Source organism: Brucella grignonensis (assembly GCF_002252505.1).
Classification (GTDB): domain Bacteria; phylum Pseudomonadota; class Alphaproteobacteria; order Rhizobiales; family Rhizobiaceae; genus Brucella; species Brucella grignonensis.
In genome coordinates this window covers 122,249-142,647 of sequence record NZ_NNRL01000147.1, presented here as the reverse complement: position 1 = coordinate 142,647, position 20,399 = coordinate 122,249, and the positions used below count along the sequence as shown (strand labels likewise).

The window sequence follows — 20,399 nt, the reverse complement described above, 5'->3', positions numbered from 1 at the left end:
GTGTTGCGGAAAAGAGCAAACAATCCAGTCAACTTTCTCGCGTCCCCGTTCAACTTGATAGGTCCATTGTAAATAAGTGTGAGCTTAGTATCGATTCGTGTGGCGAAATTAGCATGAACCTTGCGTTTGTGCGGATTAAGAGCGTGTCTGGCGCGCGACAGTGCAGATTAAAACAAAAAATATGGCGTATTTTGCTGTCTGAATGCAGTCGACCATCTGGATTCATGCGAGAAGTCGTTGTAACACGGCCCTCGGATTGGGATGATAAGTCCCTGAGGTCACGCTGTTGCCGCATTTTCAAATCAGTGACGGTCTATCGCTGACTCAAACCAGAGACCGGAAGATCAAAGCCTTGGAAGGAAACTGTTGATCATGACCAGCACGAAGACAATCGCTGCCGCATCTGCATTTGCTGGCGCGTTCGCCCTGCTTGCCTCTGCGACGATGCCTGCAGCCGCACAGCAGCAGCCGCCACAAGGCTGGTTCAAGGTTTGCTCGAAGCAGGAAGATAACGATATCTGCAATACGCAGAACATTGTCACTGCTGACTCCGGCCAGCTGTTGACCGCCGTCAACCTCATCGAAATCAAGGGCAAGATCAATCGCAAGATTTTTCAGGTCACTGTGCCGATTGGCCGTTTGATCCCTGCTGGCGTTGGTTTGCAGATCGACAACAACAAGCCAACCAAACTTGAATACGGCATCTGCTTCCCAGATCGCTGCATTGCGGAAGCTCCGCTTTCCGACGATCTGATCAATGCTCTCAAGAAGGGCAGCAAGGTAACTCTGACTTCGGTCAACTACCAGAACAAGCAGAATCCGATTCCAGTTGCACTGACCGGCTTCTCGGCAGCTCTTACCGGCCCGGGCCTGAAGCAGTCTGAACTTGAAGAACGTCAGAAGGAACTTCAGGACGCTGTTGCAAAGCGCCAGAAGGAATTCGAAGAAAAGATGAAGGCTGAACAGGCCAAGGCAAAGGGTGCAGCTAACTAAGCTGTTCTGATGCATGGAATTCAAAAGGGCGCTTTAAAGCGCCCTTTTTTGTTGCACTATTCAATGAAAGAACCCGTAAAACTCAGTTTGTGTGCAGTTTTACGCGATATGATCCGTTCTCCAGACGCTCAAACATATCGTTGAGCTGTGGATGGCGAAGTGGTTCGTCGCTGAGATCGGGAACAAGGTTCTGTTCCGAGACATAAGCCACATATTCCGACTCTGAATTCTCAGCCAGCAAATGGTAGAATGGCTGATCGCGACGCGGACGCCCTTCTTCGGGAATGGATTCATACCATTCTTCCGTGTTGGCGAATTCCGGATCGACGTCGAAAATGATCCCGCGGAAGGGAAACAGTCGATGCTTGACCACCTGTCCGATCTGAAACTTAGCGTGTTTTATCTGTGCCATACTCATAAGACATATGTAGTTCACCGCGCGCCGAAATAAAGCTGCGGGAGGTTTCAGGGTCGATTATTGGGGTGTTTTATTATTTTTCCGAGGTTTTCCCGCGTTCGATCAGGCTTGGGAGCTTGGGCATAAATTGGGAAAAACCACTGCCGGGACGTAGACCCTCGCGCATGAAGAACGCTCTGAGCGGTGCGAAGGAACGCAGCATTTCAAGGCCCACGCCGCGTGCAATCTGTGCTGGTAGCATTGGTGACAGTAGCGACCGGTTCAGCGCATCAACAGATCCCGTGCGCGCCAGAATATCTGGGCGGCGGCCGCGATCATAAGCGCGCGTAACACGATCCGAACCCGGATCCGATGGATCATTCGCAATGGCCTTCACAAGCGTTTCCACATCGCGTGTCCCAAGATTAAGGCCCTGCGCACCGATGGGTGGAAACACGTGAGCTGCTTCGCCGATCAGCACCGTGCGCTTGGCAGCAAAAGCATGCGGAACCAGACCAGACAGAGGCCATGCCTGTGGACGGATGTCCAGAGTGACCTTACCGAGCATGGACTGCATCATTTCTTCGATGCGTTGACCAAGCGTTTCATCGTCAAGTGCGAGCAGCGTTTCTGCACGTCCTGGATTAACCACCCAGACAAGGCTGGAACGCTTGCCCTTGAGCGGAACCTGTGTGAACGGCCCTTCTTCGGTATGAAACTCGGTCGAGATATTTTCATGATCGACCGTATGGCTGAACGACAGCACGACAGCTGTCTGCGGATAGCTCCAGCGGCGCGTGCGAATGCCTGCAGCTTCGCGTGCGGCTGAGTTGCGGCCATCGGCAGCAACAACAAGACGGGTGTGGAGCGTATCGCCGCCTTTGAGCGTGATCGTTACGTGATCGTCGTTGTTACGATATTCGATGGCCGGAAGCGTGATGCGCTCAATCGCGCTGTTCTTCTCAACCGCTTCCGCAAGCTTCTGATTGAGTGCCGCGTTTGGAATGTTGTAGCCGAAAGCCACCTCATCAATCTCGCCAGCGCGAAATGTAACCGCCGGACTGCGGATGAGGCGATGGGTTGCATCAACAATGCGCATAGAGGCGAGAGGTGCTGCTTCGAGGGCAATATCGTCCCAAACGCCAATCTCTTCGAGAAAGCGAATTGCAGGCATCATGAGTGCGGTTGTGCGACGGTCGCCTCTGTCGGTTTCAGGGCCAAGCAACGCTGTCCGATAGCCTTTCGCGCTCAATGCAAGTGCCGCCATCATCCCGGCTGGTCCACCGCCACTGATGACGATCTCGGTGAGGGGCTTGTCGACGACCACGTCATTCATCGTATTCTATCCTTCGCCAAAATGCTGGCCGAAAGCGATTCTTGTTCGTTTTGATTTAGCCGCACTTAAACGCAAATAGGTCGAAAAGGCCAATGTTGCGTTAATTAAAACCTAATCTTTGGTGGAATGAGGGCGGTTTTGTCTCATGACTTACTTGCTCTTTTCGCCTTATTCGGGGAAAGCTTTATGCAAGATCACGACTTTTTGGCTCAGAGCCTTAGAGTCATATTGGCTGACCCGCACCCGGCAGAATGAACGCTGGAAGATTGAGGGCGGCCTTCAACAGAAATGGCGAACGGCGTGAAAACCAGACTGACCGGAAAACTCAAAGCCAAGAAAGTGACAGCGCCGCAGGCAAAGGCATTTTCTGTTCATCTTCTCACGGCATCAGGCTCGTTTCTTGCGTTTCTGTCGATCGTTGCGGCGAGCGATGGTCGCTACACAGCGATGTGGTGGTGGTTGGGTTTGGCTCTGTTCGTCGATGGTATCGATGGTCCAATCGCGCGCAAGCTCGAAGTCAAATATGTGCTGCCCAACTGGTCCGGCGAGTTGCTCGACAATATCATCGACTATGTGACCTACGTTTTGATACCGGCCTTCGCTCTTTATCAAAGCGGTTTTATGGGGACGAACCTGTCCTTTCTATCTGGCGCAATCATCGTGGTTTCGAGCGCTATTTACTACGCTGACACGGGAATGAAGACGAAAGAGAATTTCTTTAAGGGGTTTCCGGTTGTCTGGAATATGGTGGTGTTCACGCTCTTCATCGTCAGACCCGGTGAGTGGGAAGCTTTCGCCATCGTCGTTGCTTCAGCGATCCTCTCTTTCCTGCCGATCAGTTTCCTGCATCCTGTGCGCGTGGTGCGTCTGCGTCCATTGAACCTGACTGTCTTCCTGCTGTGGTGCGCTTTCGGTGCGGCAGGCTTGTATTACACGCTGGATGCACCGCTCTGGGTGCGTGTTGGTATCACTGTGACAGGGCTTTATATCTACTTCATCGGTGCGATCATGCAATTCTTCCCCAATCTTGGTCGGACGGCTGCGGTGATTGCTGCTGAGGACACCAAGAAGACAACGACTGGAGAAGCATCATGATCAATGCAATTCGTGTCCATCAGACGGGTGGCCCTGACGTCCTGCAATATGAACAGATTGAAATTGGTGAGCCAGGTCCGGGTGAGGTGAAGGTGCGCCACGAGGCGATTGGCCTGAACTTCATCGATGTCTATTTCCGCACCGGGCTTTACAAGGCGGCACAGATGCCGTTCATCCCCGGCAATGAAGGCGCAGGTATTGTCGTTGCTGTTGGTTCTGGCGTCGATGACATCAAGGTCGGTGATCGCGTTGCCTATGCTGCGACACCGGGTTCATATGCCGATGAGCGTATCCTGCCTGCTAATCGTCTATTGATAGTGCCGGAAACGATTGAGCTGAAATCGGCTGCTGCGATGATGCTCAAGGGGATGACGGCGCAATATCTGCTGCGTCAGACCTTTGTTGTTAAACCCGGCAACACGATCCTCTTTCACGCGGCGGCCGGCGGCGTTGGCCTTATTGCAGGTCAATGGGCCAAGCATCTTGGTGCAACCGTCATCGGAACGGCGGGTTCAGAAGACAAGATCGCGCTAGCCAAGGCGCACGGCTATGACCATGTCATCAACTATCGTACGGAAAATTTTGTCGAGCGTGTCAAGGAACTGACCGGCGGCGAAGGCGTGGATGTTGTCTATGACTCGGTTGGCCGTGACACCTATATGGGTTCGCTTGATGTGTTGAAGCCGCTTGGCATGTTCGCGTGTTTCGGCCAGTCTTCCGGAGCAATCCCGCCGTTCGATCTGAATATTCTTGCGCAGAAGGGATCGCTTTTTGCGACCCGCCCTACATTGTTCAACTACGTGGCGAAGCGCCCCGATCTGGAGAGAACCGCAAACGATCTCTTTGACGTTGTGGCAAGCGGCGCAGTCAAGATTGAAATCAAACAGTCTTATGCGCTCAAAGATGTGCGCAAAGCGCACGAAGATCTGGAAGCGCGCAAGACGACCGGGGCGAGCATCCTGCTCCCATAATGGGTATCAAATTCAGCTTTGGAGTATCGGCGGTGTGCATATGTCCACCGCCGTTTTCTTTTTGGCTTTTCAATTGAGGTCTTGCTGGATAAGGTCGTAAAAAAATAAGCTCGGGGAACAATGTCAGCGTCTTCATCCGACCGGCCTCTTCTAGATGTCCGCCGGCTCACCAAAGTATTTGGTCAACTTAGAGCCTGCGACGCGGTAGATCTCGTCATTGCAGAGGGGGAAATCCACGCACTTCTGGGCGAAAATGGTGCTGGGAAATCCACCTTCGTTAAAATGCTATTCGGCGCGTTGCAGCCGCTGGAAGGCGAAATCGTCTGGAAAGGTGAGCGCGTCACCATTGCCCAGCCCGGTACGGCAAGAAAGCTGGGCATCGGTATGGTTTTCCAGCATTTCTCCCTGTTTGACTCGCTGACTGCTGCCGAGAATATCGCCCTGTCTCTTGATGGTTCACTGCCGCTCCCGGAAGTGGCGAAACGTGCGCGCGAAATCGGCAATGCCTATGGTCTGCCGATTGATCCGCAGGCGCATGTTGGCGATCTTTCGGTGGGCGAGCGTCAGCGTATCGAGATTGTGCGCTGTCTTCTCCAAGAGCCGGATCTGATCATTCTCGATGAACCGACCTCGGTGCTGACACCGCAGGAAGCTGATCGGCTATTCGAGACGCTGGAGCGCCTGAAATCAGAAGGCAAGTCGATCCTTTATATCAGCCATCGCCTTGAAGAGGTGAAGCGGCTTTGCGACCGCGCGACCGTGCTTCGTCATGGTAAGGTGGTCGCACACTGCGATCCACGAGAACAAACTGCGGCGTCGCTCGCACGCATGATGGTTGGCAATGATATTAAGGTCGTAGCGCGCCAGCCGATTGACGTTACTGAAACCGCGGTCACGCCACTGTTTGAAATAAACAACCTGTCTCAGGCACCGCGCGGCCCGTTTTCGACCGCTCTCAACAATATCTCGCTTTCGGTAAAAGCGGGTGAAGTTGTCGGTATTGCGGGTGTGGCGGGCAACGGGCAGGGCGAGTTTTTTGAAGCTGTGTCCGGCGAAGTCCTTCAATCGTCAGCGTCTGCTGTACGCATTCGCGGCAAGGATGCAGGCAGGCTCGGAATCAGTGAAAGACGATTGATGGGCGCAGCCTTCGTGCCCGAAGAACGACTTGGCCACGGTGCAGTACCATCCTTGCCATTGACGGATAATCTCTTCCTGTCGCGTTATAAGACTGATGCGAAAGCGTTTTTGCGCGGTGGCAAACTGAAGCTGATTGCGGAAAGCGCTCTGTGTTCCGCTGCAAAGCGGATTATTGAAACGATGGATGTGCGCAAAAGCGCTGAAAACCCGCCAGCCTCTGCATTGTCTGGCGGTAATCTTCAGAAATTCATTATTGGTCGTGAACTCGATCGCTCTCCGACTGTCATGGTTGTGAACCAACCTACATGGGGCGTGGATGCAGGCGCTGCGGCGCATATCCGTCAGGCACTGCTCGATCTGGCGCGTTCCGGCTCTGCCGTTCTCGTCATTAGTCAGGACCTCGATGAACTGCTTGAAATCAGCGATCGTATTGCTGTCATGAACCATGGTGCGCTTTCTGATCCCATGCCTATCGCCGAAGTGACGCTGGAAAAGATCGGCCTTCTCATGGGCGGTGTATCTGGCACGGATCAGGCAGGGGCAGCATAATGCGGATAGAACTTGTCAAACGGCCTCAGCCTTCAAAAATCTTCAGTGCAGTTTCACCTTTGTTGGCGCTGGCGCTTACGATGGTTTTTGGTGGCCTCGCTTTTGCACTGATGGGCAAAGACCCGTTTCAGGCGCTTTACGTCTTTTTCGTCGAGCCGTTGCTTGATGTTTGGTCGTGGCATGAGTTGCTGGTCAAGGCGACGCCGCTTATCCTGATTGCAGTAGGCCTCTGCGTTTGTTTCCTTTCAAACAACTGGAATATTGGTGCCGAAGGTCAGTTCATCATCGGTGCGATAACCGGCTCCATTTTGCCGGTCATGTTTCCTGAATTGCAGCTCTGGATCGTTTTGCCGCTGATGATGCTGATGGGCATGGCAGGTGGTGCCGCCTATGCGTCCATTCCGGCGCTGCTCAAGGTTCGTTTCAACACCAATGAAATTCTGACGAGCCTTATGCTGGTCTATGTCGCGCAGCTGTTCCTTGACTGGCTGGTGCGTGGACCATGGCGCAATCCTGAAGGCTATAATTTTCCGGAAACACGCCAGTTCAATCCGAGTGCAGTATTGCCGGAAATCTGGAGCGCATCGGGTCGTGCCCATTGGGGCTTCATCTTTGCAATCATTGCCGCTATTGCTGTCTGGTTCCTTCTGGCCAAAACGCTCAAGGGTTTCGAGGTCAAGGTCATCGGGCAAAGCCCAAGGGCAGGGCGGTTTGCTGGTTTCAGTTCCGGCAAGCTGGTTTTCTTTGTCTTCGCTGTTTCAGGTGCGCTTGCGGGTCTCGCCGGTATTGCGGAAACATCGGGCGCCATTGGTCAGCTTCGTCCCGTCATTTCACCCGGCTACGGTTTTACGGCGATCATCGTTGCCTTTCTTGGCCGTCTTAATCCACTTGGGGCCATAGCGGCAGGTTTTGTGCTTGCGCTGTCTTATCTGGGCGGCGAGGCCGCACAGGTTGCCATCGGCATATCGGAAAAATCGGCCCGCGTGTTTCAGGGCATGATCCTGTTCTTCGTGCTCGCCTGCGACACACTCATCCATTATCGCATCCGCTTTGTAGCGGGCCGCTCAGCAGGGAAGGTGTGATCAATGGACCTGACACAGGCAATTCTCCTCACCATTGCAACGGCTGCAACGCCCTTGCTGATCGCAGCCATTGGCGAACTTGTCGTCGAGCGTTCCGGCGTGCTGAACCTCGGCGTTGAAGGCATGATGCTGATGGGTGCGGTTTCGGGTTTTGCTGCCGCACAATATACCGGATCGGCCTGGCTCGGCATGATCGCTGCTATCTTTGTTGGCAGTCTCTTTTCAGGCATTTTTGCATTCCTGACGCTGACGCTTGTGACCAATCAGGTTGCGACGGGTCTGGCACTGACTATCCTTGGCATTGGCGCTTCGGCTATGCTCGGCGAGAGCTTTGTCGGCATGCCGGGTGTGCGGTTGGAGGCGATCAGCATTCCGTATCTCAGCGAGATTCCTTATGTCGGCCGTTTCCTGTTCGGTCAGGATCCGATTTTCTATATCTCCATTCTGCTGGTTATTGGTGTGACGTGGTTTCTGTTTCGTACCAGAGCGGGGCTGCAATTGCGTGCCATTGGTGACAGCCATGGCTCGGCACATGCGCTCGGTGTGCATGTGGTGCGTACCCGTTATCTCGCAGTGTTGTTTGGTGGTGCTTGTGCCGGGCTTGCCGGTGCGCAGCTTTCGCTCGTTTATGTGCCGCAATGGGTCGAGAACATGTCGGCAGGGCGCGGCTGGATCGCGCTTGCGCTGGTTGTATTTGCCTCATGGCGTCCATGGCGCGTGCTGATCGGCGCTTATCTGTTTGGTGCGGTTACAATTGGTCAGTTGCACGCGCAAGCACTCGGTTTTGGCTTGCCATCGCAGTTTCTGTCGGCATTGCCTTATCTCGCGACCATTGTGGTTTTGGTCATCATCTCGCGCAACAGGCGTTTGACGATGATGAACACACCTGCGTCGCTCGGCAAATCTTTCGTGCCAGACAGATAATAGTTTGAACGGCAGTCCGGCTCCCACGGTCTGCCGTTTTATTTTGAGGGTGAAAAAAGGAGCGCAGGGAACATGAAAAAGACGCTGTTGGCAATCGCAACCGCAGCCAGCTTTATGCTTGGTGGGGCGGCACATGCAGAAGACAAGCTGAAGATCGGCTTCATCTATATCGGACCTCCGGGGGACTTCGGCTGGACGTACCAGCACGATGCCGCCCGCAAGGAGATGGTCGAAGCTCTTGGTGACAAGGTTGAAACGACTTTCCTCGAAAACGTACCGGAAGGTGCGGATGCTGAACGTTCGATCGAGCGTCTGGCGCGTGCAGGCAACAAGCTGATCTTCACGACCTCTTTCGGTTACATGGATCCGACTCTCAAAGTCGCTGCCAAGTTCCCGGATGTGAAGTTTGAGCACGCAACCGGTTACAAGACCGCGGACAACATGGCGGCCTACAATGCGCGGTTCTATGAAGGCCGCTATGTGCAGGGCCAGATTGCAGCCAAGATGTCGACCAAGGGTGTCGCTGGCTACATCGCATCAGTGCCAGTGCCGGAAGTCGTACAGGGCATCAACGCATTCATGCTGGGTGCACAGTCGGTCAACCCTGATTTCAAGGTCAAGGTCATCTGGGTCAATTCGTGGTTCGATCCGGGTAAGGAAGCTGATGCGGCCAAGGCTCTCGTCGATCAGGGTGTAGACATTCTCACCCAGCATACGGACTCCACTGCACCAATCCAGGTTGCGCATGAGCGCGGCATCAAGGCTTTCGGTCAGGCTTCGGACATGATCAAGTTCGGTCCTGAAACCCAGCTGACGGCCATTGTTGACGATTGGGGTCCATACTATATCGACCGTGCCAAGGCAGTTCTTGACGGTTCGTGGAAGACCCAGAACATCTGGTGGGGCATGAAGGAAGGCCTCGTGAAGATGGCGCCTTACACCAACATGCCTGACGATGTTAAGAAAATGGCCGAGGAAACCGAAGCCAAGATCAAGTCGGGTGAACTTAAGCCGTTTACCGGCCCGATCAAGAAGCAGGACGGCTCCGAGTGGCTCAAGGAAGGCGAACAGGCTGATGACAAGACCTTGCTTGGTCTGAACTTCTACGTCGCAGGCGTTGACGACAAGCTGCCGCAATAAGCTGCTATCGATTTAAAAGAAAAGGGCGCTTCAAGCGCCCTTTTTTTAATCAGCGGACTATTGGCCCTTGTTAAAGTGACAATTTCATACCTTCGTGGCTGTCAACAAAGCCGAGAGACTTGTAGAAACGTATCGCATCGGCACGAGATTTATCGGTCGTAAGTTGCACCAGACCGCAGTCGCGTTTGCGACATTGCTCAATTGCCCAATCAATCATTTGTCTGCCTATGCCGTCGCCACGTACATCACTGGCGATGCGTACGCTTTCGATCTGTCCGCGCCACATGCCTTTGCGCGATAATCCCGGAATGAAACTGAGCTGCAGGCAGCCGATTACTTTCTCATCCCGCTCGACCACTGCAAGCAATTGGTTGGGATCGCTGTCGATGGCTTTGAATGCGTCAATGTAGCATTGGTTCAGTGGGCTGCTGTTATCCTCGCGCGTGGCCCCCAGCGGATCATCCGCAAGCATGACTACAATTGCCGTAAGATCGGCGTCAATGGCTTTGCGAATGGATATGGTGGTATCGGTCATGGAGCACTTTCATAGGCTAGAGCATTTCCTGTTTTTCTTGAATCATTGGAAATGCTCTATCTCTTTTTTTGCATTATCCGACGCAAAACCGCTTCGCACTTTTGCTGGAAATGCTCTGGAAATTTGAAACACAAGCCTATGTGTTCGCACACCGTTACGAAAGCCAGAACAAATAAAAAAGCCGGAGCAAAGCCCCGGCTTAAAGTTTCGCTTAAGCGAACTTATTCGGCTGCGTCGGCAGGTGCTGCATTGAGCATGCCGTAACGTTCTTCGCCAATCTTGGCGAGCAGATCGAGCTGGGTTTCGAGGAAGTCGATGTGACCTTCCTCATCCGCCAGAAGCTCGTCAAAAAGCTGCTTGGAAACATAGTCGCCGAGTTCGTCGCAGATCTCGCGGGACTTTTTGTAGGATGCGCGAGCGTCGTATTCGCCTTTAAGATCGCATTCCAGAACTTCCTTGACGTTCTGTCCGATGCGCAGTGGCGCAAGCGTCTGCAGGTTCGGATGGCCTTCAAGGAAGATGATGCGGTCAATCAGCTTGTCCGCATGCTGCATTTCTTCAATGGATTCTTCACGTTCTTTCTTAGCAAGACGCGTGAAACCCCAGTCGTTGAGCAGACGATAGTGCAACCAGTACTGGTTTACGGCACCAAGCTCGAGAAACAGTGCCTCGTTAAGCCGCTCGATGACCTTTGGTTCGCCTTTCATTCCATGAACTCCCGAATTTGTCTCGTAGAGAACGCACACGATCCATGAACAGGATCACGTTTTCGTCCATTTGGTTGTGACGAAGATGGTATTCTTCAGTCACCCTTATGATCGTTTCTACGACGTTTGGGAAGCAGCCACAGCAGCGACCGCTCTTGGACATGGCGTTATAGACGGTGCCAGGAACAATTAATCGCCAGCAATCTTCATCAAGAAGCTGAATGACGACGGCTTCGATGTCTTTATCGGTAATAACGTTGCAGCTGCAGACTAGCATGAAAAGTATACTCCAGCATCTGCAATGCTATGTGATTGTATAAAATTCACAATGCGGAGTATCACACTTTGTTCGTTGCTATTATTTGCGTCAAAAATGTCGCTCATAGCGTTCATTTTTACTTCGATATTAGCAAAATTCTGTGTTGAACCGAACAAAGGTTCCTCCAATCGCAGGGGTTAAAGGCCCGAACATCAAAGGTAATCTTGGGTAAGTCTTTAAAAACCCACCAAATTAAGTCAGGTTATGGCTGGGGAAGGGTGGTTCTGTCAAATTTTATGTTTTTGAAACGTTCTAAAAATCAATAACTTAGAATCATTCTAAATATGAGTTAAGCACCCATCTTTAAACGTTAATTAGGCTTTTACATGGGGCAAAACAGGGCAGTTTTTGCCCTGCTTTAAATTTGTGCGCCATTTCGCCGCATGATGTGGAAAACACCGCGTGACAGTGGCTCAAACGCCTTCAACGGCCTCGAATCCCTCGAACTGTGGTGGGCCTGCATAGAGAGGCTTGTTGTTGCCAGCGTTGCGGTGAGCGTTGCGGAACTGTTCAGATTTTGTCCAGAAGACGAAATCATCACGATTGCGCCAGACGGTGTGGGAAGAATAGAGCGTATAGCCTTCTTCCTCATTGGTCGCGCCGCGCAGCAGATTGAAGCTTTCAAAGCCGGGAAGTTCGGAAAGCTGGGAATCGCGATTTCTCCAAATGGTCTCGAAATCGGCCTCGTTGCCGATGAGAACCTTGAAGCGATTCATTGCGATGAACATTGCTGATCCTTTTCTTTACAAAGATGGACTGGCTACAAAAAATCTCCAGAACAATCGCACAGATGTTCTGCCGTGTCCTGTCGGTTTTCCGGCGAGTGCGGTGGTAGGGCCCGCACTCGCCGCGCCGTATCTCGGGATATGAAGGCCACAGCCGCGGTCAGAGATGGGTGGACTTCGTAGACACGGCGATCAATGTTCGGGAGGCTGTCGTCTCCCGAATGTTTTTAGAATTTCTGCGTCAGTGATATTTTGAAGTAGCGACCTGCCTCTGAATAACGTTCGGTCACGTTAGCCAGGCTGTTTACATTCATAGCGTTGTAATAGGTCTTGTCGAATATGTTGTAGACGCCAGCCTGAAGACGTGTGCCGTTCAGTTGTTTTGGCTCCCACCAACCTGTCAGATTGACGAGACCATAGCCGGGCAAGCGACGTGTTTGTGTCCCTGTTTGGGTTGAAATAGTCTGATTAACATAGGCTGCTGCGACAACGCTGGTGTCTAGGCCCCAGGTTTCAGTGTTGTAGCCCACACCGAACACGCCTTTGAAGGGCTGCGATGATGCCAATGGAATATTATCATCCAGATTCATAGCCTTCGCGTAAGCCAAAGTACCATGCACATTGAAGCCGTTGACGAAGTTGTGGTGCGCTTTTACTTCAATACCGGCAATCCGTGCTTTATCGAGGTTGCGATATTCGGTCAGGCCCAGTGGGTACTGGGTCGTACGAGTGGTCACGGTATCGATGAAGTCACTGTAGCGGTTCACGAATGCGGTGATTTTACCGCCCGAGTTCTGATCGCCAAAGTTTGCGCCGACATCGATGCCGTATCCCTTTTCAGGGTTAAGGTCAGGATTGCCGATCGTGCCATAGCCAGCAGACAGGTAGGTGACATAAAGCTGATCAATTTCCGGAGCTTTGTAAGTCGTTGATATCTGCGCAAAGAGTTCAAGAGCGGGTGCAGCTTGCCAGGAGAAGCGGATTTTTGGCGAAATGCGGCTGTCCGAATTGTTGGCATAACCGCTTGTTGAATCTGGCTCATACTTGAACCAGTCGAACCGCACACCCGGAGTGATGGCAAAAGGCGTATCGCCTATTTCGATACGGTCTTCAGCGAACAGACCAAGGCGATAGGCGTCGATATCAGGCGTGTCTGCTTGATTGATATGCAAAAAGGCGCAGGTCGGGCTTTGAACACCACGAATACATGCGTCATCGCCTGTAAACGACTGAGTGCTTTTGCCGATGCTGAAATCACCGCCAACAGTCAGCGAGTGCGAAAGTGTTCCGGTGTCAAATCCCAGATTGGTGTAACCGCTTGCACCGTAACGCTCATCTTCAAGTTTGTAGTTGCGGCTAAAAGGACCTGCGAGTGCACCTTTGCGGATGGTGTCGGTGCCATAAGATCGTGTCATCTTCTGCCAGTAAACGGTTGCCCATGCATTGTTTACAATGCCATCATCCTGGCTCTCATAACGATAATCGAGCGATACACGGTCACGATCATTTTTACGGTTTTGATTGTAATCGCGATTGTTGTAGGTCGTCCCTGCGTCCGAATTCAGATTGGTGTCGGAATCATAACGGTTACGTTCAGCTGTGATCCCGACGGTGTGGCCACCTTCAAGCTCCTGCCGCAGCTTGAACATGAGGTTGCTGCGATCATAATCTTTCGGATCGGCTTCTGTACGGGCTGCGCCATATCCGCCGATGTCTCCAGTGCCCTGAACTTCATGGCCACGCTTATATGAGCCCTGGAACAGAACTGAGGTGTTCTGAATTTTCTGAGCGACAGCACCAGAGCCGATGAAGGATTTGTCGGAACCATCATAGGTAAGCTTGGCAATGCCGCCAAAAGCCTTGCCGGGAGCGAGCAGATCTTCAGGTTCCAATGTCTTCAGTGCAACGGCGCCCCCCATGGCTCCCGAACCAAGGCGGCTGGCATCAGCGCCATAGAGGACGTCAAATGTTGAGAGGGCGGAAATGTCATATGCATCGCTTCCACCGCCATTTACATCTGTGCGGACAGTCGCATCAAGATAAGGAATTGGAATGCCATCAATGGTCGTCAAGACGCGATCATCTTGAAGACCACGAATATTTACGCTGCCAGTTGTCGTGTTTACAGCAAGGCCCGGCTCCAGCGTATTGGACAGGTCTTTGACGGATTCGATGTCCTTCTTGCGGATTTCGTCAGCAGTTGTGACGTTTGCCAAAGGTGTATCGGAAACCGAGCCCTTTGTGCCGCGTGTGTTCTTGATAACAATAGGTTTCAGCTCAACGCCGTTGCTGTCAGTTGCTGCAGTTTGTTCCTGCGCATATGCCCCCGACGTCATTGCCATAATTACGACTGCGAGACCGGTGCTCGCCAAAAATGACCGCTTCTGTTCCCCGTTTATTGCCCGCATTGCCTAGTTTCTCCTGAAGGACAAAGCAAATTTCTCACGCCCGTCGGAGGTGAGAAAATTAAATTTTTCAATAGGTTATGACCTCCTCATCCCGAGAGGAGTTCTGATGCTGGCTGGAAGGAGAAACCTTCGGGCTTGCTCTGGAAAAAACAAGAATTAAACTTGACTCATTTAATCCAGTAAGGCAGTGATTATTAAACATGACTTTAGATGTCAACTAATGATTTGGTCGACATTCGGTCAGTTAACAAGACGGCTCCATAACTGGCGCAGAGGCAGAAAAATGAACAGGCGTATTCACATCGACATGCAGGTGCGGTTGCCGCGGGAACGCGTCTCCAGCCGCATGCCCGAAATCCAGTCCCGCCTTGCTGCAGACGGACAAGTCAAAGCGCGCACTTCTGAATCTCCGCTCGAGCCGCAGCTCCAGACTTATGGCAGCCGTGAACTCTTCAACGGTTCCCGCGAAGTGGCGATAGAGCATGGCGGCTCTCTCTATCGCTTGAAGATCACCCGTCAAGGCAAGCTCATCCTGAACAAATAGGCAAACAACAGATGACCACCCAGACCAAGCCCTCCCCAGAGCAGATACTCAAGGCACGGGCAGATAACCCGAAAATGCGCGAGCGTGATTTCGCTCAAAGTCTCGGGATATCGGAAGCCGATTTCATCGCGGCTTATACCGGTGCAGAAGCCGACAGCTCGATCTCTGCTCGCCGCATCCGTGCAGATGTGGAAACCCTGCTTAAACATGCGCCTTCGCTTGGCGAAGTCATGGCGCTGACGCGCAATGAAAGCGCTGTGCATGAAAAGATTGGTCCTTTTGAAAAGACGATTTGGGGTCCGCACGCGTCCCTTACGCTCGGTAAGGAAATCGATCTCCGCATTTTCCCGAAGCATTGGGTGCATGGTTTTGCTGTAGCAAAGCTTGATGGTGAGCATGTTCGCCGAAGCCTGCAGTTTTTCGATGCATCGGGCGAAGCCGTTCACAAAATTCATCTTCGTCCGGCATCCAATCTGGAAGCTTATGAACAGCTCGTTTCCGAATTGCTGTTCGACGATCAGACGCCAGCCATCGAAACGAAGCCAATCGCTGCAAAGGCAGTAAAAGCCGATGCTTCGACCATTGACGGCGATGCATTCCGCGAACGCTGGGGCTCTCTGACGGATGTCCACCAGTTTGTCGGTCTGTTGAAAGATTTCGGTGTTGATCGTCATCAGGCCGTGCATCTTGCCGGACAGGACTTTGCCTGGCGCGTTGATCTTTCAGCAGTCGAAGCGATGATGAACCACGTGGTTCAGGAACAGATCCCGATCATGTGCTTTGTCGGTAGTCGTGGCTGCATTCAGATCCACACTGGCACGATTGCGGAAATCAAGACGATGGGTCCATGGCTCAATGTGCTTGATCCGACGTTCCATCTGCATCTGCGTGCCGACCACATTGCTGACGCCTGGGTCGTTCGCAAGCCAACGAAAGATGGTCATGTCACATCGCTCGAAGCTTATGACGCCAATGGTGAGCTGATCATTCAGTTCTTCGGTGAGCGTCACGAAGGTGAAGTCGAACTTGCTGACTGGCGCATGATTGCTGAAAATCTCCCGCGCTTGCCGCAGTCGAGCGCTGCTTGAAAAAATAGCAGCTAAGCCTTTGTTCTGATGTGCAGTCCGGAAGTGCCGTTCATTTCCGGACTGCAGTCAGAACCATAGTTTTTATGCACGTCTTCAGTGGAGCGCCGGTTCCGAATTTTCGGAGCGTGCTTTAGGGAAACAGAACATGTCAATCATTTCTTCGCGTATCGGGCGTTGTGCCGCTTTGGCTGTCGTGGCTGCTTCGGTCGCCTTTGGCGGGGTAGCACAAGCTGATACGGTTGGAAAAATCGCAGATACGTCGCGACTTGTTTCAGTCGGTGGTGCAGTGACCGAAATCGTCTATGCGCTTGGTGCGGGCGATAGGCTGGTGGCTCGCGATCAGACCAGCACTTATCCGGAAGAAGCTCGGAAGCTTGTTGACGTGGGCTATATGCGCCGTCTGTCGCCAGAAGGTGTCCTCTCGGTCAACCCGACCGGTATTTTATTATCAGAAGGAAGCGGTCCCCCGGAAACGCTGGAAGTACTTAAGAAAGCTTCTGTTCCTATCGCTATTATTCCTGACGACCACACTGCTGAGAGCGTGATTCAGAAGATTGAAGCGGTCGGTAAGGCGCTTGGGCTTGAAGACAAGGCCAATGCCCTTGCAGCAGATGTGTCGCGTGATCTGGAAGCCGCGCAGAAAATCTCTGCCAGCCAGAACCCGCGCAAGCGTGTGCTGTTCATCATGTCGGCGCAGGAAGGACGTATTATGGCGTCTGGCACCGGCACGGGTGCCAATGGCATTATCACCCTTGCGGGCGGTGTGAACGCAATCAACTCTTATCAGGGTTATAAGCAGCTCACCGATGAAGCTGTTGAGAAGGCCGCTCCTGATCTGATCCTCACCATGGATATCGGCAAGGACAGTATTCAGAAAGATGACCTTCTAAAGAACCCGGCACTTGCGAATTCCCCCGCAGGGCGCAGCGGAAATATCGTGCAGATGGATTCACTCTATCTGCTCGGCTTTGGTCCACGCACGGGTGCAGCCAGTCGCGAGTTGTCAGAAAAGCTCTATGGCAAGCAGGCCGCTAACTGAAACATATGCCTGTCGAGCGTCATTGCAGGCAGGCATATCGCGGAAACCCGCAATAAGGACATATCGAAATGACCAGCCAAGATCGCGCTGCAAACCCCGACGGCTTTGCCGTGCGTGATCAAGCCAACGATAGTCATGCCGGAGATCGCTCCGTGAGAGCTTGTATGGCTATCGCAACTCTTGCTATAGCCCTTTGCCTCACGGCACTTTTCAGCCTGACGGCCGGTGCTTCGGACGCTTCTGTTCTGAGTGTTATGCGGTCACTCGTTTTTGGCACGCAGGAAAGCGTTGAGGCATTCCGGCGCGATCATCTGATCATCATGGAAATACGCTTGCCGCGCATCATCATGGGAATATTGGTTGGTGCTGCACTGGCGGTTTCAGGCGCAGTTATGCAGGGATTGTTTCGTAATCCTCTCGCTGATCCTGGTCTTGTTGGCGTGTCTGCCGGTGCCAGTCTCGGTGCCGTATCGATGATTGTTCTGGGAGGAACAGCGCTCGCTCCGCTTTATCTTCTGCTCGGCCTCTATGCCTTGCCACTCGCGGCTTTTTTTGGCGGGCTTGTCACCACGCTTCTTCTTTATCGCGTGGCGACACGGCGTGGCCGCACTTCTGTTGCAACGATGCTTCTGGCTGGTATCGCGCTTGGAGCACTCACAGGGGCTGCCACTGGCGCTCTCGTCTATATTTCTGATGATCGACAGTTGCGTGATCTGACCTTCTGGGGCCTTGGTTCGTTGGCCGGGGCCACATGGGGCAAGATTGGCACCGCTGGTCCGATCATTGCCGTTGTTTTGGTTGCAACGCCATTTTTGGCACGCGGTCTCAATGCGTTAGCCTTGGGTGAGGCCGCAGCCGGACATCTTGGTATTCCTGTGCAGCGGATCAAGAACGTAGCAATTGTTACAGTGGCGGCGGCAACCGGTGCAACTGTAGCCATATCCGGCGGTATTGGTTTTATCGGTATTGTGGTGCCGCATATGCTGCGTCTGAGCATCGGGCCGGATCATCGCTATCTGCTGCCTTCGGCAGCACTTCTCGGCGCCATCATGTTGCTGCTTGCAGATGCTGTGAGCCGCACGATCGTTGCCCCTGCGGAATTGCCAATTGGCATCATCACGGCCGTTTGCGGCGCTCCATTTTTCCTCTGGATATTGCTGCGTCAGCGCGGCGTTCTTGATCTGTGAGGCACGAGATGATTGAAACCAAAAATCTATGCGTTTCCATCAGCAGCAAACAAATCATCGAGAATATCGATTTTGTTGCACGCCCGGGGGAAGTAACGGCGATCGTCGGTCCCAACGGCTCTGGGAAAACCACATTGTTGCGCGCGCTTTCGGGCGATCTTTCCTATACCGGTTCTGCCTATCTCGATGGTGAGGATTTCATCGAGATCAAGCCATGGCGTATGGCGGCACGGCGTGCAGTATTGCCGCAGGCCAGTGCCTTGTCATTCCCGTTTACCGTCCGCGAGATCGTGCATATTGGCCTGACGGGTGGCTTTAGCGGTGTAACAGGTGCTGAACAGGAGAGGCTGCCTGATCTTGCGTTGCAGAAAGTCGATCTGACAGGCTTCAGTGGCAGGCTGTATCAGGAGCTTTCCGGCGGTGAACAGCAGCGCGTGCAGCTGGCGCGTGTGTTGTGCCAGGTCTGGAAGCCTGTTGTTGACAGCAAGCCACGCTATCTGTTTCTGGATGAACCCATTTCCAGCCTCGATGTCAAACATCAGATTACAGTGATGGAAATTGCACGCGAGTTTGCAGCAGCAGGCGGCGGCGTCATTGCAATCCTTCATGATCTCAATCTGACAGCCATGTTTGCAGACAGCATTGCGGTCATGCACAAAGGCAGGCTCGATACCATCGGCACACCGCAGCATGCTCTGACGGATGATAGGCTCAAACGGGTCTATGAATGTTCGTTGCGGGTAGGAGTTCCGCCAGCGAAGGGTGCCCCGTTCGTGCTGCCGCAGTCGGCCTATGCAGCTGCACCGTAAAAAACTCTAAAGCATTTCCTGTTTTTCTTGAATCTTTGGAAATGCTCTCTTTCCTTGTTTTTTCGCATTATCCGACGCAAAACCGCTTCGCACTTTTGCTGGAAATGCTCTCGCAACAAGAAAAGGCTGAGAACCTATCCAGTTCTCAGCCTTTTTGTATTTTCCGGTTGCGGCTAAAGATCAGCTGGCAACGCGCTCTACTTCAACTTCATCGATGCCTAGCAGGGCGCGAACATTCGGACGTGCCTTAACCAGATCTGCAATGCTGTACTTCATCAGAACACCAAAGAAAGCATTCAGTGCTTCGCGTAGTGCGGAATTCAAGCCACAGCTATCGACGAGCGGGCATTCAGTGGCGTCGTTTTCGAAGCATTCCGCCATGGCGAAGTTTTCTTCGGTTACACGCACAACATCGAACAAGGAGATGTCCTTTGCTGCGCGCCCAAGACGCACGCCGCCATTACGGCCACGCACGGTCTCAACCAGACTATGCTCGACAAGAGGCTGCAAGATTTTGAAAAGAAACAGTTCCGATACGCCATAAGCGCGTGCGATCTCCGGAACGCGGCTCAGTTTGCCGTCATTGGCGGCACAATACATAAGCATGCGAATGGCATAATTCGTCTGACGAGTAAGACGCATTGATTATTCCTTTCAGCACATTCTCAAGCCTTCCAGATGGTTTTATCCATAGGAAAACTCTGCTTTTGTTACGTCACAAACCCATCAGAAGCCGGAATTTTCAGGCGGGATGTGCCAAGCGAGTGCATTCATCTCGAATCCACTTTAGAACTATTCTTAAAATATATGAAGCCCTTTATCACCTTTAAAGGGCAAAAAAGCGCTTCAGTCATCACGTCATCGCGATCAGGTATTTCGGGCAAGAATTGCTGTCATTGGCAGACATCAATCCATTCTGCCGAAACAAGTTCGGCTATTTTTTGCGGCGTTATCCGCACCGCGCTATTTGTGGCGCCAGCGGCTGGCACAACTTCTTCAAAACTTTTGAGCGACAAATCGCAATAGACGGGCAGGTTGTTAGGCAGCCCGAATGGGCACACACCGCCGACAGGGTGGCTCGTTTCGTTCAATACGCTTTCGGCGTCCAGCATACGTGGCTTGGTACCAAAGCGGTCTTTAAATTTGCGATTATCAATTCGCGCGTCTCCACGCGTAACAATCAGAATGGTTCGGTCTTTCGCCGTGAAGGAAAGCGTTTTAGCGATCTGTCCTGGTTCTACACCATGTGCCTCGGCGGCGAGGGCGACTGTCGCCGTACTGGTTGGCAGTTCAATCACTTCGATTTCGGGTGCCTTGTCTGCGAAAAACGCCTTGACCGATTCCAGGCTCATACGTTCCCTTTTCTTTATGACTGTTATTCTCAAGTTTATGCTTCATTAACCTGAAGAGCAAG

Annotated in this window: 21 protein-coding genes; 12 read left to right on the top strand and 9 right to left on the bottom strand. The window is 52.6% G+C overall.

The window, feature by feature from the left end:
- Positions 1–372 precede the first annotated feature (372 nt).
- The gene (locus CEV33_RS03040; RefSeq protein ID WP_094538979.1) at positions 373–993 is read left to right on the top strand and encodes an invasion associated locus B family protein; all 621 of its coding nucleotides are present in this window, start codon (positions 373–375) and stop codon (positions 991–993) included.
- A gap of 82 nt (positions 994–1,075) precedes the next feature.
- Here CEV33_RS03040 and hspQ read toward each other — a convergent pair whose 3' ends face one another.
- Positions 1,076–1,411 (bottom strand): heat shock protein HspQ, encoded by a 336-nt coding sequence (gene hspQ / locus CEV33_RS03035; RefSeq protein WP_094538978.1) that lies wholly within the window; start codon positions 1,409–1,411, stop codon positions 1,076–1,078.
- Positions 1,412–1,484: 73 nt separating this feature from the next.
- Positions 1,485–2,726, bottom strand: a complete 1,242-nt coding sequence (locus CEV33_RS03030) for a UbiH/UbiF family hydroxylase (RefSeq protein ID WP_094538977.1) — start codon at positions 2,724–2,726, stop codon at positions 1,485–1,487.
- Between the two features lie 288 nt (positions 2,727–3,014).
- Between CEV33_RS03030 and pcsA the strand changes: the two genes are divergently transcribed.
- The 6 genes from pcsA to CEV33_RS03000 all read left to right on the top strand — a co-directional run bounded on the left by pcsA (position 3,015) and on the right by CEV33_RS03000 (position 9,624).
- Positions 3,015–3,821, top strand: a complete 807-nt coding sequence (gene pcsA, locus CEV33_RS03025; RefSeq protein ID WP_094538976.1) for a phosphatidylcholine synthase — start codon at positions 3,015–3,017, stop codon at positions 3,819–3,821.
- Positions 3,818–4,792, top strand: coding sequence for a quinone oxidoreductase family protein (locus CEV33_RS03020; RefSeq protein ID WP_094538975.1), 975 nt, complete (start codon positions 3,818–3,820; stop codon positions 4,790–4,792). The genes pcsA and CEV33_RS03020 overlap by 4 nt, the downstream gene beginning before the upstream one ends.
- 120 nt (positions 4,793–4,912) lie before the next feature.
- Positions 4,913–6,478, top strand: a complete 1,566-nt coding sequence (locus tag CEV33_RS03015; protein WP_094538974.1) for an ABC transporter ATP-binding protein — start codon at positions 4,913–4,915, stop codon at positions 6,476–6,478.
- Positions 6,478–7,560: an ABC transporter permease gene (locus CEV33_RS03010; protein ID WP_094538973.1), complete on the top strand. Its 1,083-nt coding sequence runs from the start codon at positions 6,478–6,480 to the stop codon at positions 7,558–7,560. The genes CEV33_RS03015 and CEV33_RS03010 overlap by 1 nt, the downstream gene beginning before the upstream one ends.
- Positions 7,561–7,563: 3 nt before the next feature.
- Positions 7,564–8,484 carry an ABC transporter permease gene (locus tag CEV33_RS03005; protein ID WP_094538972.1) on the top strand — a complete coding sequence of 307 codons (921 nt, stop codon included), beginning with the start codon at positions 7,564–7,566 and terminating at the stop codon, positions 8,482–8,484.
- Positions 8,485–8,556: 72 nt separating this feature from the next.
- Entirely contained in the window at positions 8,557–9,624 is a 1,068-nt protein-coding gene (locus CEV33_RS03000; protein ID WP_094538971.1) for a BMP family ABC transporter substrate-binding protein, read from the top strand.
- Positions 9,625–9,694: 70 nt separating this feature from the next.
- Here CEV33_RS03000 and CEV33_RS02995 read toward each other — a convergent pair whose 3' ends face one another.
- The 5 genes from CEV33_RS02995 to CEV33_RS02975 form a co-directional block, all read right to left on the bottom strand.
- Positions 9,695–10,159 carry a GNAT family N-acetyltransferase gene (locus CEV33_RS02995; RefSeq protein WP_094538970.1) on the bottom strand — a complete coding sequence of 155 codons (465 nt, stop codon included), beginning with the start codon at positions 10,157–10,159 and terminating at the stop codon, positions 9,695–9,697.
- 221 nt (positions 10,160–10,380) lie between these two features.
- The gene (gene bfr, locus CEV33_RS02990) at positions 10,381–10,866 is read right to left on the bottom strand and encodes a bacterioferritin (protein ID WP_024900271.1); all 486 of its coding nucleotides are present in this window, start codon (positions 10,864–10,866) and stop codon (positions 10,381–10,383) included.
- Complete coding sequence (locus CEV33_RS02985) at positions 10,832–11,143, bottom strand: (2Fe-2S)-binding protein (RefSeq protein WP_094538969.1); 312 nt, start codon at positions 11,141–11,143, stop codon at positions 10,832–10,834. The genes bfr and CEV33_RS02985 overlap by 35 nt, the downstream gene beginning before the upstream one ends.
- A gap of 455 nt (positions 11,144–11,598) precedes the next feature.
- Positions 11,599–11,913 carry an antibiotic biosynthesis monooxygenase family protein gene (locus CEV33_RS02980; protein WP_094538968.1) on the bottom strand — a complete coding sequence of 105 codons (315 nt, stop codon included), beginning with the start codon at positions 11,911–11,913 and terminating at the stop codon, positions 11,599–11,601.
- 224 nt (positions 11,914–12,137) lie between these two features.
- Entirely contained in the window at positions 12,138–14,252 is a 2,115-nt protein-coding gene (locus CEV33_RS02975; RefSeq protein WP_167388110.1) for a TonB-dependent hemoglobin/transferrin/lactoferrin family receptor, read from the bottom strand.
- A gap of 349 nt (positions 14,253–14,601) precedes the next feature.
- Here CEV33_RS02975 and hemP point away from each other — a divergent pair, with 349 nt between their 5' ends.
- The 5 genes from hemP (at position 14,602) to CEV33_RS02950 (ending at position 18,985) form a co-directional block, all read left to right on the top strand.
- The gene (gene hemP, locus CEV33_RS02970) at positions 14,602–14,862 is read left to right on the top strand and encodes a hemin uptake protein HemP (protein ID WP_094538966.1); all 261 of its coding nucleotides are present in this window, start codon (positions 14,602–14,604) and stop codon (positions 14,860–14,862) included.
- Between the two features lie 11 nt (positions 14,863–14,873).
- Positions 14,874–15,950, top strand: coding sequence for a hemin-degrading factor (locus tag CEV33_RS02965; RefSeq protein WP_094538965.1), 1,077 nt, complete (start codon positions 14,874–14,876; stop codon positions 15,948–15,950).
- Between the two features lie 145 nt (positions 15,951–16,095).
- Positions 16,096–16,989, top strand: a complete 894-nt coding sequence (locus tag CEV33_RS02960; protein ID WP_094538964.1) for a heme/hemin ABC transporter substrate-binding protein — start codon at positions 16,096–16,098, stop codon at positions 16,987–16,989.
- A gap of 68 nt (positions 16,990–17,057) precedes the next feature.
- Complete coding sequence (locus CEV33_RS02955) at positions 17,058–18,176, top strand: FecCD family ABC transporter permease (RefSeq protein ID WP_094538963.1); 1,119 nt, start codon at positions 17,058–17,060, stop codon at positions 18,174–18,176.
- A gap of 8 nt (positions 18,177–18,184) precedes the next feature.
- Positions 18,185–18,985, top strand: coding sequence for a heme ABC transporter ATP-binding protein (locus CEV33_RS02950; RefSeq protein ID WP_094538962.1), 801 nt, complete (start codon positions 18,185–18,187; stop codon positions 18,983–18,985).
- Between the two features lie 180 nt (positions 18,986–19,165).
- On the opposite strand, the gene rirA is transcribed toward CEV33_RS02950, so the two are convergent.
- Together rirA and CEV33_RS02935 are read right to left on the bottom strand one after the other, a co-directional pair.
- Positions 19,166–19,627 carry an iron-responsive transcriptional regulator RirA gene (rirA, locus tag CEV33_RS02940; RefSeq protein ID WP_094538960.1) on the bottom strand — a complete coding sequence of 154 codons (462 nt, stop codon included), beginning with the start codon at positions 19,625–19,627 and terminating at the stop codon, positions 19,166–19,168.
- Positions 19,628–19,878: 251 nt separating this feature from the next.
- Entirely contained in the window at positions 19,879–20,337 is a 459-nt protein-coding gene (locus tag CEV33_RS02935) for a YbaK/EbsC family protein (protein WP_094538959.1), read from the bottom strand.
- Between the last annotated feature and the right edge of the window lie 62 nt (positions 20,338–20,399).

Coding starts and splice junctions, on each gene's coding strand:
- CEV33_RS03015 (WP_094538974.1), top strand. CDS start 4,913: ATGTCAGCGTCTTCATCCGACCGGCCTCTTCTAGATGTCCGCCGGCTC.
- hspQ (WP_094538978.1), bottom strand. CDS start 1,411: ATGAGTATGGCACAGATAAAACACGCTAAGTTTCAGATCGGACAGGTG.
- CEV33_RS02955 (WP_094538963.1), top strand. CDS start 17,058: ATGACCAGCCAAGATCGCGCTGCAAACCCCGACGGCTTTGCCGTGCGT.
- bfr (WP_024900271.1), bottom strand. CDS start 10,866: ATGAAAGGCGAACCAAAGGTCATCGAGCGGCTTAACGAGGCACTGTTT.
- CEV33_RS02965 (WP_094538965.1), top strand. CDS start 14,874: ATGACCACCCAGACCAAGCCCTCCCCAGAGCAGATACTCAAGGCACGG.
- CEV33_RS02935 (WP_094538959.1), bottom strand. CDS start 20,337: ATGAGCCTGGAATCGGTCAAGGCGTTTTTCGCAGACAAGGCACCCGAA.
- CEV33_RS02950 (WP_094538962.1), top strand. CDS start 18,185: ATGATTGAAACCAAAAATCTATGCGTTTCCATCAGCAGCAAACAAATC.
- rirA (WP_094538960.1), bottom strand. CDS start 19,627: ATGCGTCTTACTCGTCAGACGAATTATGCCATTCGCATGCTTATGTAT.
- CEV33_RS03030 (WP_094538977.1), bottom strand. CDS start 2,726: ATGAATGACGTGGTCGTCGACAAGCCCCTCACCGAGATCGTCATCAGT.
- CEV33_RS03020 (WP_094538975.1), top strand. CDS start 3,818: ATGATCAATGCAATTCGTGTCCATCAGACGGGTGGCCCTGACGTCCTG.
- CEV33_RS03000 (WP_094538971.1), top strand. CDS start 8,557: ATGAAAAAGACGCTGTTGGCAATCGCAACCGCAGCCAGCTTTATGCTT.
- CEV33_RS03005 (WP_094538972.1), top strand. CDS start 7,564: ATGGACCTGACACAGGCAATTCTCCTCACCATTGCAACGGCTGCAACG.
- pcsA (WP_094538976.1), top strand. CDS start 3,015: ATGGCGAACGGCGTGAAAACCAGACTGACCGGAAAACTCAAAGCCAAG.
- CEV33_RS02960 (WP_094538964.1), top strand. CDS start 16,096: ATGTCAATCATTTCTTCGCGTATCGGGCGTTGTGCCGCTTTGGCTGTC.
- CEV33_RS02980 (WP_094538968.1), bottom strand. CDS start 11,913: ATGTTCATCGCAATGAATCGCTTCAAGGTTCTCATCGGCAACGAGGCC.
- CEV33_RS02975 (WP_167388110.1), bottom strand. CDS start 14,252: ATGGCAATGACGTCGGGGGCATATGCGCAGGAACAAACTGCAGCAACT.
- hemP (WP_094538966.1), top strand. CDS start 14,602: ATGAACAGGCGTATTCACATCGACATGCAGGTGCGGTTGCCGCGGGAA.
- CEV33_RS02995 (WP_094538970.1), bottom strand. CDS start 10,159: ATGACCGATACCACCATATCCATTCGCAAAGCCATTGACGCCGATCTT.
- CEV33_RS03040 (WP_094538979.1), top strand. CDS start 373: ATGACCAGCACGAAGACAATCGCTGCCGCATCTGCATTTGCTGGCGCG.
- CEV33_RS02985 (WP_094538969.1), bottom strand. CDS start 11,143: ATGCTAGTCTGCAGCTGCAACGTTATTACCGATAAAGACATCGAAGCC.
- CEV33_RS03010 (WP_094538973.1), top strand. CDS start 6,478: ATGCGGATAGAACTTGTCAAACGGCCTCAGCCTTCAAAAATCTTCAGT.